The organism is Trichlorobacter sp. (assembly GCF_034008105.1).
Lineage (GTDB): Bacteria > Desulfobacterota > Desulfuromonadia > Geobacterales > Pseudopelobacteraceae > Trichlorobacter.
The window spans coordinates 144,865-158,787 of the sequence record NZ_JAVEPN010000002.1 but is presented as its reverse complement, the minus strand read 5'-3'; the positions used below and the strand labels follow the sequence as shown (position 1 = coordinate 158,787).

Sequence of the window (13,923 nt, the reverse complement as noted above, 5' to 3'; positions counted from 1 at the left end):
AGTATTGTTTACCTTAAAGGTAAACTTATTCATTCGTTTAATAAAAAGCAAGCGTATTTTTAATGAGTAGACCCTGGTGCTCAACAACCTGGCTTTCAGCAGCAGAGCCTTGACCAGTCAGCCTGCCTGGGTGTATAAAAAACAACTTTTGCTTCAATTACTTGACTCGCTAGGAATGGGTGCAGATGGAAACCAGAGAACTTGCCAAGGGGTACGAACCCCACGAGGTTGAAAAACGGTGGTACGCGGAATGGTTGCAGAAGGGGTATTTTCATGCCGATGCAGCCGGCGATGCAACGCGGAAGCCGTACAGTATCGTGATTCCCCCCCCCAATGTGACCGGCGCGCTGCATATGGGCCACGCCCTCAACAACACCCTGCAGGATGTTCTCTGCCGCTGGAAGCGGATGACCGGCCATAATGTACTCTGGATGCCTGGCACCGACCATGCCGGCATCGCCACCCAGAATGTGGTGGAGCGGCAGTTGGCCGCCGAGGGCAAGGACCGCCATGAGTTAGGCCGCGAGGCGTTCATCGAGCGGGTCTGGCAATGGAAGGGGGAATCCGGCGGTCAGATCATCGGCCAGTTGAAACGGCTGGGTGCCTCCTGTGACTGGGAGCGCGAACGTTTTACCATGGATGCGGGCCTGTCCAAGGCGGTGCGCACCGTGTTCGTCAAGCTGTACCAGGACGGGCTGATCTACCGTGACAACCGTCTGATCAACTGGTGTCCCCGTTGCCATACCGCTCTGTCGGACATTGAGGTGGAACACGAAGAGAAGAAGGGGCACCTCTGGCATATCCGCTACCCGGTGGTGGGCCAGCCGGGGCGTTTTGTGACCGTTGCCACCACCCGGCCGGAGACTATGCTGGGGGATACCGCCGTAGCCGTGCATCCCGAAGACGAGCGCTACGCCGATCTGCATGGCGCCAGGGTGCTGCTGCCGTTGGTCAACCGCGAAATTCCGGTGGTGGCTGACGAGTATGTGGACCGTGAGTTCGGCACCGGTGTGGTCAAGATCACCCCGGCCCACGACTTCAACGATTTTGAGGTGGGCCTGCGGCACGGTCTGGACAAGATCAACGTAATGGACGAGTCCGGTGTGATCACTGCCGCCGGTCATCAGTACGAAGGGATGGACCGCTTCGCCGCACGGACCAAGATCGTTGAAGATCTGGAGGCGGCCGGGCTGCTGGACAAGATCGACGACCACGGCCTGTCGGTGGGGGGCTGTTACCGCTGTAAAACCGTGGTGGAGCCGTACCTGTCGCTGCAGTGGTACGTCAAGGTGGGCCCTCTGGCCGAGCAGGCGCTTGCGGCGGTTAAGGACGGCCGTACCCGCATCCTGCCGAAACAGTGGGAGAACACCTATTACGACTGGATGGAGAACATCCGCGACTGGTGCATCTCCCGCCAGATCTGGTGGGGCCATCGCATCCCGGCCTGGTTCTGCGACCACTGCGGCAAGGTGACGGTGGCGATAGAGGATCCCAGGCAGTGTTCCCATTGCGGTAGCGACGAGCTGCGTCAGGAAACCGACGTGCTGGATACCTGGTTTTCTTCGGCCCTGTGGCCCTTTTCCACCATGGGCTGGCCTGACCAGACCGCAGAGTTGAAAACCTTCTACCCGACCGCCTGCCTGGTGACCGGGTTTGACATCCTGTTCTTCTGGGTGGCCCGGATGATGATGATGGGACTGCACTTCATGGGTGAGGTGCCGTTCAGGGATGTCTATATCCATGCCCTGGTGCGGGACGCCCAGGGGCAGAAGATGTCCAAGTCCAAGGGTAATGTGATCGATCCCTTGACCGTGATCGATCAGTACGGCACCGATGCCTTCCGCTTCACCCTGGCCGCCTTTGCCGCCCAGGGGCGTGACATCAAGCTGGCCGAGGAGCGGATCTCCGGTTACCGCAACTTCTGTAACAAGGTCTGGAACGCAGCCCGTTTCACCCTGATGAACCTGGAAGGCTTTGATCCGAGCCGGATCGATTGCAGCCAGCTGCAGCTGGCCGAGACCGACGAGTGGATTCTGCACCGGCTGAACGAGACCGCCCGCGAGACCAACCGGGCGCTGGATGAATACCGCTTCAACGAAGCCGCCATGACGCTCTACCAGTTCACCTGGAGCGAGTTCTGCGACTGGTACCTGGAGCTGTCCAAGCAGGACCTGCATGGCGATGACCAGCAACGTCGTCAGACCACCCAGTATGTGCTGTGGGCCGTACTGGAGAATCTGCTGCGGCTCTTGCATCCCTTCATGCCGTTTATCACCGAGGAGATCTGGCAGACCTTGCCCAAGGGCGATCGCTGTGCCGTGCGTGGTTCAGGTGGCGATTGGCCTCCCTCGATCATGCTGGCCCCCTATCCGACCCCCCGTGAGGACTGGCAGTTCGCCGACGATGCCGCCCGCATGGAGCAGGTGATGGCGGTGATCTCCGCCATCCGTACCATCCGTGGTGAGATGGAGGTGCCGCCGTCGAAGGAGATCGGTGTAACGCTTTCCTGCGGCTCGGAGGTGGCGTTGGCGCTGGTCACCAAGTTCGAGTCCAAGATCAAGGGGCTGGCGCGGGTCGGTCAGTTGACCTGCGGCCTGCAGCTGCCCAAACCGGAAGATGCCGCCATTCAGGTGGTCGGTGAGATTCAGGTCTATGTGCCGCTCAAAGGGCTGGTGGATGTGGCCGAGGAAGAGAAGCGGCTCTTAAAGGAGATCGCCAAGCTGGCGAAGGAGATTGAGCTGTTCTCCAAAAAACTGGAAAACCCCAGCTTTGTGGACCGAGCTCCGGCCGATATTGTTGAAAAGGAACGGGCAAAGTTGGCAGAGGTCACCGCCAAGCAGGCGGTGCTGGAAGAGAGTCTGGAGAAGATTCGCAAGCTGCTGTAGCACGTTCTTTTGACGCAGGGTGGTTCACGAGGTAGGGCATGGGTGAGTTTGACCGGATAGTCAGGGAGGCGGTGGCGCTGCATGAAGCCGGGCAGTATCAGCAGGCCTTGCAGTTGTACGATGATGCCGTCTCCCGCTGGCCCAACCTGGCACTGCTCTGGAATAACCGGGGCACCACCCTGCTGGAACTGGCCCGCCACGCAGAGGCCGCCGAGAGTTATCGCCGCGCCCTGCAGCTTGCCCCGGAACTGCATGACGCCCGGGTGGCCCTGGCAAGCTGCCTGCAGTCACTTGGGTATCTGAGCGAGGCACAGGCGGCCTGCGATATCGTCCTGCAGGCAGTGCCCGACCATGCCGAGGCCCATTGGAATCAGGCCCTGCTGCTGTTGTTGCAGGGCAACTACGCCATGGGTTGGCAGGAGTACGAATGGCGCTGGAAGAAGCGGCGTTTCACCTCTCCACAGCGCCAGTTTATGCAGCCGCAATGGCAGGGCGAGCCGCTGACCGGCAAGACCATCCTGATCCATGCCGAGCAGGGCTTCGGCGATACCCTGCAGTTTTGCCGCTATCTGCCGTTTTTGGCGGCCAGCGCATCGCAGGTGGTGTTTGAATGCCATCCGCAACTGACCGCCCTGATGGAGACCTTGAGTCCCGGCCTCACCATTGTGGCGATGGGGCAGCCGCTACCCCCCTTTGATTGCCACCAGCCGCTCATGTCCTTGCCCCGCCTGTTTGGCACTACCCTGGAGACCATCCCCGCTTCGGTCTCCTATCTGCAACCGCCTGCAGGACGATTGCCGTTCTGGCAGAGCGTACTGCCTGAGCGTGGCGGCAAACTACGAGTTGGCCTCTGTTGGGCTGGCAAGACCTATCCTGATCCCGGTCGCAGCATTCCGGCTGCGATGCTTGCCCCACTGGCCGCTTGCACGGCAGCTTCGTTTGTTTCGTTGCAAGTGGGAGAGGTGAGCGCACAGCCTGCGATTGACCTGCTCGATTTGACCATGCTGGTGCAGGATTTTGCCGATACCGCTGCGCTCGTGACTCAACTCGATCTGGTAATCACTATTGATACGGCGGTGGCGCACCTTGCTGGAGCCTTGGGGATTGAAACCTGGTTGTTGCTGCCGGCAGCTCCCGATTGGCGTTGGCTGTTGAAGCGGGAGGACAGCCCCTGGTATCCAACCCTGCGCCTGTTCCGTCAGCAGCAGCCCGGCAACTGGGCCGAAGTGCTGGAACGGGTGGCTGCTGCACTGCAGGAGCGGTAATCAGTCGAACATCACGTGCGGATTCAGCTCGGCTGGTGTACGCCAGTCAATATTGTACTTATGTTTCAGTAGTCTCTTTTTTGTTTCCCAGATGACATGAATGTAACCCCTGCCACCACCTTTTGTGGTGATACCAAGCGCCTCATTCACCTCTGCATCGATCTTGCTGAATACCTCGGCGTGACGGGGGTCCTCCTCAATCGGATCATAGTACAGTCCTGACGTCCCCCGTTTTTTTGGTTCCGGCCGGCCTTCTTCACAGAGCTGCCGGCACTCTTCTAGTGTGTCGAACGGCACCACCTCACCGCAACCATCGTAGAAGTACGGCTTGCACTTCTGGCTCTGCTGGTCGAAATGGTATTTTTCAATCAGCGCCTTGCAGGGGCCGTTAACCGGTTTTTCTCGGCAGCGTTCGGGGAGTTCGGCTGCCGGGGAGGGCACTGCCAGAGCGATAGTCATGCAGCAGGTCAATACGAGAGAGCTGGTAAGACGCATGGTCATATCTCGCTTTCTTGAGAATGGGCACTGACTGAACTATAACAGCAGGGTTTGAATCTGCAACAGAAGCCTGCAAAACAACGGGTTTGTGATACATTAACAGTGGCGGAAGTTGAGCAGGATGCGGGACATACAACAGAAAACCTGAGGCTGTACAGGGTCATTTTCGGGTTGTATCCCTATGGGATTGCAGTAAAAAGTCAGGAGTTTGTCATGCCAGTGCGGGTACAAACAAAACAGTTAGCCATCGGCATCTTTTGCTCGCTTCTCTTCTGGTTGGGGGCACCAGCTTCGCTGTCTGCTGCAACCCTGGAGGTGGCTCCCCGTCTGGGGCATACCGATTTTGTCAATGCGGTGGTTTTTTCGCCCGATGGCCGATATATCCTGTCTGGCAGCAACGACACGACCATGCGGCTCTGGGAGGTGACTACCGGCAAGGAATATCGGATATTCAAGGGCTTTCCCTCTTTTGTCCTTGCTGTCGCCATTTCTCCGGACGGCAGGTATGTAGCCGGCGCCGGGCGCGATACGATCATTGCGCTCTGGGACGTGGCGTCCGGTAAGCAGGTGAAAACGCTTCGGGGCCATACCGGTTCGGTGCATGCACTCGCCTTCTCCCCCGATGGCCGTCATCTGGCATCGACCAGCTGGGATAAGACCGTCCGCCTGTGGGAGGTACAAACCGGCAAGCAGCTGCGAACGTTTAAGGGGCATACGGAAGAGGTTATGGCGGTGGCCTTCACACCGGATGGCAAAGCCCTGGTCTCGGGCAGCTGGGATACGACGCTGCGGCTTTGGGATAGAGGCACAGGCAAAGAGATCAGGCGTTTTATCGGGCACAAACAGCCACCCGCTCCAAAGGGGTACACCAATAAAATCAGTTCGGTTACTTCGGTAGCGGTCTCGCCGGATGGCGCCTTCATTGTATCTGGCAGTGGGGGCAAAGATAACAGCGTGCGGTTGTGGGAGCTGCGTACCGGACGGGAGTTGCAGAAACTTGTTCTGGACAGTGATGTAAACTCGCTTGCATTTTCGCCTGACGGTACGACCGTTGTGGCAGCAGCAGGTTCATTCAGTCGTGGTACTATTCGCCTGATCAATGTCGCCGGCTGGAAAGAGGTGCGTGCCTTTGGTAATCAGCCTAGCGATACCAGTTCGGTGTCGTTCTCGCCTGACGGCCGACAGATCGCGTCGGGCGACTGGAGCGGTGTGGTGCGCCTGTGGGATGCTGCTACAGGGGCGTTGCTGCGCAGCTATAATGGTGAAACCGGTCGTGTATCTGCCGTGGCCCTTGCCCCCGATGGTCGTTCACTGGCCATCGCTCAAAACGAACTGCAGGAGAAGGGCGCGCCGCTCAGTATCTGGGATCTGACAAGCGGCAGCCAGTTGCGGCAGGTGAGCGAGTCGATACAAGGCAAGGAGCACTATCCTGCCATGCTTGAGGTGATTGCCTATGCCCCTGATGGGCGCTCAATAGTCAGTTCGTCGAACTGGCATAACATGCAGTTGTGGGATGCCCAGACCGGGAAAAGGTTGCAGACGCTGCAGGAACGGCAGTTCGGCAAGGAAAAAATGACTGATATCGGTGTCGGCATGTCGCTGGCCTTTGCTCCCGATGGCAGCACCATCCTCTCCGGCCATGAAAAATTTAAGGATAACCCGCTTAACCTGTGGGATGCTGCCACAGGAGATCTTGTCAGAAGGTTCAAGGGACATCTCGAGCCGGTCTGGTCGGTGGCTTTTTCTCCGGATGGCAGATTGGCGGCATCGGCCAGTGTGGACGAAACTATCCGTCTGTGGGAGGTTGCCAGCGGCAAAGAGTTGAAAAAGATTGCGGGGTCAGCTCACAAGGTCTGTTTCTCGCCCGATGGGTCCAGTATCCTGGCGGTCGTTAATGAACGCAGTAAGTTGGGAAACGTTGGTTTTATAGGTATGCTGAGGTTGTATGATGTGGCCACTGGGGCCTTGATCAGAAGCTTTGCCGGACATCATGCTGCCGAGGCATCAACGGTCGCCTTTTCTGCTGACGGCAGGCTGGCTGCCTCCGGCAGCTGGGACAAGACGGTACGCCTATGGGAGGTGAGCACCGGCCGACAGCTCAAGGTTTTTAATGGTCACAGCGCAGCGGTACGCTCGGTGGCCTTTTCACCTGATGGCAGGTTTGTCTATTCCGGCAGCTATGATGCAACCACCAGGGTATGGGATCTGGCATCGGGCCGTGAACTGCTGCAGATGGTTGCCTTTAAGGGCGGTGAGTGGGTTGCCGTCACGCCGGAGGGCTACTACAACGCCTCTGCCAACGGCGACAAACATCTCAACGTGCGTGTTGGTCCCAATGTCTACGGCATCGAAAACTACCGTGAGGCCTTCTTCCGTCCAGATCTGGTCAAGTTGGCCCTGTCCGGCGGCTCACTGCAGGGCTACCGTACCCTGGCCGAGATCAAGCAGCCACCCCGGGTCAGCATCGTCCAGACGCCGGTGACGTCTGCTACCGAAAGCTTCAAGCTGACCTTAAAGTTGGAAGAGCAGGGCGGCGGTATCGGTGATGTGCGGCTGTTTCTGAACGGCTCGGCAGTGCTGCTGGACAGTAGTCGCTCCTTGAAGGCGGTGCAGAAGGAGGGCGGCGCTGCCGTCTATCGCAGCTACACCCTCAAGCTTTCCCCCGGCAGCAACAGTATCCGGGCGGTTGCCTTCAATGCCGATAACTCCATGCAGAGTAACGAGGCTGTCCATCAGGTACAGGCCAGCTTTGCCGCACTCCGCAAGCCGACCCTGCATGCTCTGGTGATCGGGATCCAAGAGTTCCGCAACCCAAAGCTGCAACTGAAGTATGCCGTGGCCGATGCCAACCTGTTTGCCGACACCCTGCGCTCGGGGGCTTTGGGGCTGTTTGAGCAGGTCAAGATAACGTTACTGACCACCCGGGAAGCCACCAGCCGGGATGCGCTTGTCAGCGCCCTGCAACGCTACCAGACGATCAACCCTGATGACCTGTTCATCCTCTATATCGCCAGCCACGGTACGGTTGACGAAGGGGAGTACTTCCTGATCACCGCCAACGTCGGCGCTCTGAGTACGCAAAAACTGAAAAATGACGCACTTTCGCAGATACAGTTGAAAGAACTGGTGGCCAACATCCCTTCCACCAAGAAGCTGATCGTGATTGATACCTGCAATGCCGGCCAACTGGGCCAGGCCATGCAGACCGCCCTCCTGACCCGCGGCATGAGTGAGGATACTGCCATGAAGGTGTTGTCCCGCGCGGTAGGCTCCACCATCCTGTCTGCCTCCACCTCGGTGCAGGAGGCGTTGGAAGGCTATCAGGGACATGGTCTGTTTACCTGGGCACTGGTGCAGGGGTTGCAGGGGAAGGCCGATAAAGGCAAGACGGGATATGTCAGGACCACGGATCTGGCCGCCTATGTGGAGGATGAAGTGCCTAACCTGGCTGAGAAGATATTTAAACGGGCCCAATTCCCCACCGTTTCCATCAGCGGTCAGGGGTTTCCGGTTGGCAGGTCACGCTAGTGTGTGGCGGTAAAGAAGGTTTGCAAGAGCCCATGTGCCAAAGGAGATACCATGAAGATAAGCCCGCTTAAGCTTCTGATGATCGTTGCAGCGCTCTTGGCACTCTATGTTTTTGTAGGCCATGATCTGGTGCGATTCTATGCCGGTGGGAAAGCGGAAATCCTGGAGGCTGGAAATCAAATTAGTGTGTTATGCAATGCTCACGGGGCATGCCCCACAACCCTTGAGGGCTGGGAACCGTCGGCTGCAGGCACTCGTCTCGCTAAGGGCAGTATGCTGTACTTTGTAGACCCCGGCGAAGAAAGCAAGGGGGGCGGAATCGGGCAGAAGAACCAGACCTTCAGATTAGTGTACCGCTTCGCCATGCCGGACGACTGGTATGAAGTCCGAGGTGGTGTGGGCAAGCAGGTTACGGCAGGTTGGACTGGTCGTTGAGTATCCGGGAGGTGTCATCATGATCCGTATCGTTGCCGTTCTGGTCTCTATGGTGGTAGTTCTGGCTGCCGTTCCGGGCAGTGCTGCCACCAGCGAGGCAGAAAACCTCTGGGAGCAGGCCAGCAAGGCCTCCGATGCCGGGCGGCATCAGGAGGCGATCCGGCTGTATGAACGCTCATTGGCCCTGTGTGCTGGTGAGCTTGATTGCCGCTGGGCCAACCTGAATGGCCTGGGGGTGGTCTACGACGCCCTGGACCAGAACGAGCGGGCACGCAGCTACTACGAACAGACCCTGCAGCTGAGCCGGCAGCGCAATGTGCCGGAAGACCTGACCAACGACCTGCTGAACCTGGGGGCGGTGCTCTATAAGGGGCTTGATCAACCCGTGCCGGCCTTGCCGCTGTTCGAAGAGGCCCTGGCGTTGAGCCGTCGGACAGGCGCGCAGGATATGAACGCCCTGCTGCTGTTTCACATCGGCACCGTGCAGCTGCGGCTGGGCCGCTATGGTGAGGCAACCCGCGTCCTGCAGGAGTCGCTGGCCATCAATCGCAGGCTCGGCAACGCGGTGGGCATCTCCAATGCGCTGGCCACCCTTGGTCAGGTGGCCAACAGCTCGGGTAACTACAGGGAAGCAGCCGGCTATTATGACGAGGCGATCTCGATCCAGCGCAGGAACCGGCTGGATGGGGACCTGAGCTCCAGCCTCAATCGCAAGGGTTTGAACGAGTATGATCTGAAAAAGACGGGGTCTGCGCTGAGCGCCTTTGATGAGGCGCTGACCATTGCGCGGCGGATCGGCCATCGGCAGTTGCAGGCCAACATCCTCAACAATCTGGGGTTGGTGCAGATGCGTGTCGGTCAGTATGAACAGGCCCGCAGCTACTTTCAGCAGTCGTTGGACCTGGCACGGCAGGCGGGTCGCAAAAGTCTGCAGGCGGTGGCTGTTAACAACCTGGGGCAGGTCTCTACCGCCCTGGGGCAGCAGGATCAGGCGCTGCAGCGCTATCAGGAAGCCTTGGCTCTGAATCGTGCCAGTGGTAACCAGCAGGAGATTGCCATCAACCTGAACAACATCGCCATGGCCCATTACCAGGCCAAGCGCTATGACGAGGCGATCCACTGGCACCGGCAGGTGCTTGAGCTGCGCAGGACAATGGGCAATCCGCTGGAGATCGCCCAGTCGCTGACCAACCTGGGGGCCAGCTACCTGTTCAAGGGTGATCCGGCAGCCGCCGAGCGGCTGTTTGAGGAGCGTCGCCAGATACAGGTGCAGAAGAGTGGTATCCACCTGCGGCATCCCGGCCTGGTGGAGGTCTACCTGCAGACTGGCCGCTATCAGCAGGCCTTGACGTTACTGAAACAGTATCCGCCTGATAGACAGGCCGGAGACCCCGACCTGGCAGAATATGCCATGCAGACCGGCCGGGCGCTGATGGGGCTGGGCGATTATGCAGCAGCCACCCGGGAACTGTTGAAGGCCTACGGGCTGCTGGAAGGGTTGCGCAGTGCAGCGGGCGAGCGTGGGACCTTCCTGACCGCCGGTGGCGCCGGGGGAAGGTTTCGCAGCTACCGGGCCCTGGTGTCCAGCGTTGCCGAGCAGGCCTTGCGTGGAGAGCCGGTTGTCGGCGAGGCGCGCCCCTATGGCACCAGTAATGGCGCGGCTGCCTTTTACTTTGCCGAGGCCGTCAAGGCGCGCAGTCTGATCGAGCGGGTTGCCGCAAGCGGCCGTAGCATGGTTGCCGGTGGTGATATTCCCAACGTTGTCCGTCAGGAAGAACAGCGCCTGCGGCAACAGCTGGCCGCCCTGCATGCCGGCCGTGAGCAGGCACTGCGTAGCGGTGCTGCCCAGTACGCCCAGTTTCAGCAGCAGCGCCGCGAGCTGGACCAACAGCTGGAACGTCTGGTGGCCCGTCTGCAGCGCGAGCATCCCCTGTATGCGGCCATCAATTACCCGCGGCCGGTGGCGGCCGACCAGCTGCCGTTGGCCGATGATGAGCTGCTGCTGGCCTATGCCCTGGGCGAGGAGGCCAGCTACCTGTTTGTGGTGCGCAAGGGGGGCGTGCAGCGGGTACTGCGGCTTCCGATTAGACAGGTCGAGCTGGAAGACAAGATCAAGGGATTCCTGGAGCCACTCACCAATCGCCACCCGCAGGATTTTTCGGTGCAACTGGCCAGCGAACTCTATCAGCTGCTGCTGGCCGACGGTCTGGCAGCGGCCCGGCCAGCGGACCGGCTGATTATCGTGCCGGACGGCATCCTGGGGACGCTGCCGTTTGAGATTCTGGCCAGTCGTAAGGGTTCATCGCTCAGCGACAGCAGCTATCTGGGCGAGCGTTTCGCCATCGCCTATTATCAGTCGGCCAGCCTGCTGTCGCTCAAACGCACCCTGCCGGCAGGTCAGCCGTCCCGTACGCTGTTTGCCTTGGGAAATCCGGATTTCGGTTCGTCAGCCGGGGTGCAGCAGGGGTTCCGTGGCTTGGCCATCACCCCTAAGCAGCACGGACAGCAGATCCTGTTTCCCCCCTTGCCGGAGACCGAGACCGAGGTGCGCCGGGTTGCGGCCCTACTGGGCACGGTCGTGCAGCCACCCGATGTGCTGCTGCGTCAACAGGCCAGCGAGGCAATGCTCAAACGGTCGCCGCTGGGGGATTACCGCTATCTGCACTTCGCCACCCATGCCTCGCTGCCAGGCCTGATCCGCGAGGTGAACGAGCCGTTCATCCTGCTCAGCCAACAGGATAAACAGGGCGGCAACGACGGCTTCCTGACCTTGAGTGAGGTGCTTGATTTGCGGCTCAGCGCTCGCCTGGTGATGCTCTCGGCCTGCGTGACCGGTGTCGGCAAGGAGGTGGAAGGGGAGGGGGTGGTCAATTTTGCCCGAGCCTTCCAGTCAGCCGGCGCCGGCAGTGTGGTGGTCAGTCTGTGGGAGGTGGCCTCGGAACCGGCGGTGGAGTATGTGACCTACTTCTACGGCTACCTGAAGCAGGGGGTGCCCCACGCCCAGGCACTCAAGTTGGCCCGGGGGCAGATGCGCAGCACGTACCCCAATCCGTTCTACTGGGGCGTGTTTGTCCTACACGGCGAGGGATAAGCGGCTGCAGGCTGGTGGCGTAGCAAGATAAAGGCGGCGTAGCCCGCTGCCAGGCAGAGCAGCCCGGCCATGAAATAGACCGGCCGCAGGCCGATGGCGGTGCCGGCGAAACCGCCGGCCAGCACGGCCAGGGTGGTGATGCCGGACAGCAGCACACTGTACAGGGCCAAGACCTTGCCGCGCATCTCGTCGGCTGCGGTTAGCTGCAGCAGGCTGGTGGCCGGAACATTCACCAGGCTGAAGGCGCAGCCGGAGAGCAGGGTGGCTGCCAAGAGCAGCGACAGATCACTTGCAACACTGAAACAGAACAGCTCGATGCTGGCGCAGACGGCGCCGAGCACGATCATCTTCCAGACCGCCTGGTGCCGCGTCAGTTTTGGCAGCAGCGCCGCACCGAGCAAGCCCCCCAGACCACTGGCAGTACTGAGATAGCCCAGTACGCTGGTGGCATCAACGCCCTGTCCGGTAATAAACTGATCCGCAAAGACGATCTTCAGGCTCATCGGCAGGAACATGGCGCTCAAGAGCAGGCTGGTGGTGATCGCAACCCCCACGATCTGCGGTTGTCGCACAAAGTAGCGGTAGCCGTCTGCCAGCTCTTTGAATATGCCGTCCTTGAGGCGGACGATGCGCGCCTGCCGGTCTCTGAGCGGCAGGATCAGCAGGCCGGCCAGCAGAAAGCTGCCGCCGTCCAGCAGGAATGCCGCAGTGGTGCCGTAGTTGACCACCACCGCAGCGGCCAGCAGCGGGCCCGCAATCATGACGATGGTAGTTGCCGCCTGCAACAGCGAGTTGGCTTGCACCAGCTGCTGTTCACCCTGCAGCAGATCGGGCAGTAGCGAGGCGCGGGCCAGGTTGTAGAACGATTCGGCACAGGCCATGGAAAACAGCAGCAGGAACAGCAGGCCGGTTGAGGGCAGCACGAACGGGATGGCGATGACGGCGGCGGCACGGTAGGCATCGCAGGCGATCATGGTCCATTTACGGTTCCAGCGGTCGGCGGCGATCCCTGAAAAAAGGTCGAAGATGATCTGTGACGACTGGATCGTGACCAGCGCCCCGCCCAACAGCAGGGGGGAACGGGTCTGTTGGTAGATCAGGGACATCAGGGCGATGTAGTGGATCGTATCGCCCAACAGCGAGATGGTGCGGGAGCTGAAATAGCAGAGGAAGCTGGGACTGCCTAAGAGGTGGCGCTGGTTGACGGTCATGGGATCGGCTTGGCGTGTTACCGTTTAGCGGGTGATCTGGCGATTGATCGGGATCGGATGGCAGGGGGTCAGGGGGGACAGTTCGGTCAGCATCCGTTCCAGCAGCCCGTGTCGGTTGTCAAAATCAAGCCAGGCCCACTCACCGTTGGCATTGACCTCCAAAAACCGGTAGCCCTCCGTGGTCAGCAACAGGTCAAGCCGTCCATAATGCAGCCCTAAGTCCTGCATGAAGCCTTGTATGGCGCCCTGCAGTTCACTCGGCAGCTGATGCGGCTGCCACCCGTCCACCGCAATCTCCGGCGCCACCTCTCGCCAGTCGGCGGTTTGCCCGACGAACGGGCTGCGGTCCAGCTCGAAGGCGAACAGGTCGCCCCTGATGTAGACCACCGTGATGTCATGGGAGGCCGGGACATACTCCTGGATGAACCAGGGGGTCTGCGGGTCAAGCTCCCGCTGGTCGACCTGGGTGGTGAAGAGGGTCGTTTCACGGTTGACCCGTTCCGAGGAGAGGCTCTTGACGATCATCGCAGCGGTGGTCTCGGCGAGCAAGTCGGCGCTGCCAAGCACAAAGCGGTAGGCAGGCACGACAAAATACTTGCGTGCCAGCGACAACTGGACCAGCTTGCCGATCCGCGAGTCGGCCATCGGTTCGGTCAGCACCACCTTGCCGTCGGCCCAGAGCAGGTTCAGCGTATCGCGCATGGCATAGCTGATCTCCTCCTCGATGTAGCTGATCTCGTTGGGTATCTCCCGCTGCGGATAGAGCCGTGCCGTGGTATGGGGGCGACGCCAGTAGAATTTGGCGATCTCTGACTGCTGTACCGAGCGTCCGGCCGGGTTTTGGATGAAGAGACCGTCTGCATCGACCTTGATCTGATAGTCGCGCCAGAGGTCGATGTTAAAGCGGAAGACATGCTCTGAGCCAAGCCGTGAGATCAGCAGGTCGGCGGTCAGGTCAAGGGAGTTGGTGTAGATGAAGGTGACAGGAGGCATAGGGTTACCGCTCGGCG

At 60.0% G+C, this 13,923-nt stretch carries 8 protein-coding genes; 5 read left to right on the top strand and 3 right to left on the bottom strand.

Features of this window, described 5'->3' with window-relative positions:
• Nucleotides 1-185 precede the first annotated feature (185 nt).
• Nucleotides 186-2,885: a valine--tRNA ligase gene (locus tag RBQ93_RS02350; protein ID WP_320370401.1), complete on the top strand. Its 2,700-nt coding sequence runs from the start codon at nucleotides 186-188 to the stop codon at nucleotides 2,883-2,885.
• A gap of 38 nt (nucleotides 2,886-2,923) precedes the next feature.
• Nucleotides 2,924-4,150, top strand: coding sequence for a glycosyltransferase family 9 protein (locus tag RBQ93_RS02345; protein ID WP_320370400.1), 1,227 nt, complete (start codon nucleotides 2,924-2,926; stop codon nucleotides 4,148-4,150).
• Here RBQ93_RS02345 and RBQ93_RS02340 read toward each other — a convergent pair whose 3' ends face one another.
• Nucleotides 4,151-4,651, bottom strand: coding sequence for a BPTI/Kunitz domain-containing protein (locus RBQ93_RS02340; RefSeq protein ID WP_320370399.1), 501 nt, complete (start codon nucleotides 4,649-4,651; stop codon nucleotides 4,151-4,153). It abuts the gene before it with no gap.
• A gap of 210 nt (nucleotides 4,652-4,861) precedes the next feature.
• Here RBQ93_RS02340 and RBQ93_RS02335 point away from each other — a divergent pair, with 210 nt between their 5' ends.
• From RBQ93_RS02335 to RBQ93_RS02325, 3 genes are read left to right on the top strand one after another with little or no spacing between them, the layout of a single operon-like run.
• Nucleotides 4,862-8,176: a caspase family protein gene (locus RBQ93_RS02335; protein WP_320370398.1), complete on the top strand. Its 3,315-nt coding sequence runs from the start codon at nucleotides 4,862-4,864 to the stop codon at nucleotides 8,174-8,176.
• 51 nt (nucleotides 8,177-8,227) lie between these two features.
• Complete coding sequence (locus RBQ93_RS02330) at nucleotides 8,228-8,611, top strand: hypothetical protein (protein ID WP_320370397.1); 384 nt, start codon at nucleotides 8,228-8,230, stop codon at nucleotides 8,609-8,611.
• 19 nt (nucleotides 8,612-8,630) lie between these two features.
• Nucleotides 8,631-11,702 (top strand): CHAT domain-containing tetratricopeptide repeat protein, encoded by a 3,072-nt coding sequence (locus RBQ93_RS02325; protein WP_320370396.1) that lies wholly within the window; start codon nucleotides 8,631-8,633, stop codon nucleotides 11,700-11,702.
• Here RBQ93_RS02325 and RBQ93_RS02320 read toward each other — a convergent pair.
• Both RBQ93_RS02320 and RBQ93_RS02315 read right to left on the bottom strand, forming a co-directional pair.
• On the bottom strand, nucleotides 11,666-12,913 hold the full coding sequence (locus RBQ93_RS02320) for an MFS transporter (RefSeq protein WP_320370395.1): 1,248 nt from the start codon (nucleotides 12,911-12,913) through the stop codon (nucleotides 11,666-11,668). The two genes, RBQ93_RS02325 and RBQ93_RS02320, sit on opposite strands and share 37 nt — an antisense overlap.
• A gap of 24 nt (nucleotides 12,914-12,937) precedes the next feature.
• The gene (locus RBQ93_RS02315; RefSeq protein WP_320370394.1) at nucleotides 12,938-13,906 is read right to left on the bottom strand and encodes a hypothetical protein; all 969 of its coding nucleotides are present in this window, start codon (nucleotides 13,904-13,906) and stop codon (nucleotides 12,938-12,940) included.
• Between the last annotated feature and the right edge of the window lie 17 nt (nucleotides 13,907-13,923).

Excerpts from the sequence above, each read along its gene's own strand:
- RBQ93_RS02335 (WP_320370398.1), top strand. The coding sequence starts at position 4,862 with ATGCCAGTGCGGGTACAAACAAAACAGTTAGCCATCGGCATCTTTTGC.
- RBQ93_RS02330 (WP_320370397.1), top strand. The coding sequence starts at position 8,228 with ATGAAGATAAGCCCGCTTAAGCTTCTGATGATCGTTGCAGCGCTCTTG.
- RBQ93_RS02325 (WP_320370396.1), top strand. The coding sequence starts at position 8,631 with ATGATCCGTATCGTTGCCGTTCTGGTCTCTATGGTGGTAGTTCTGGCT.
- RBQ93_RS02340 (WP_320370399.1), bottom strand. The coding sequence starts at position 4,651 with ATGACCATGCGTCTTACCAGCTCTCTCGTATTGACCTGCTGCATGACT.
- RBQ93_RS02320 (WP_320370395.1), bottom strand. The coding sequence starts at position 12,913 with ATGACCGTCAACCAGCGCCACCTCTTAGGCAGTCCCAGCTTCCTCTGC.
- RBQ93_RS02345 (WP_320370400.1), top strand. The coding sequence starts at position 2,924 with ATGGGTGAGTTTGACCGGATAGTCAGGGAGGCGGTGGCGCTGCATGAA.
- RBQ93_RS02350 (WP_320370401.1), top strand. The coding sequence starts at position 186 with ATGGAAACCAGAGAACTTGCCAAGGGGTACGAACCCCACGAGGTTGAA.
- RBQ93_RS02315 (WP_320370394.1), bottom strand. The coding sequence starts at position 13,906 with ATGCCTCCTGTCACCTTCATCTACACCAACTCCCTTGACCTGACCGCC.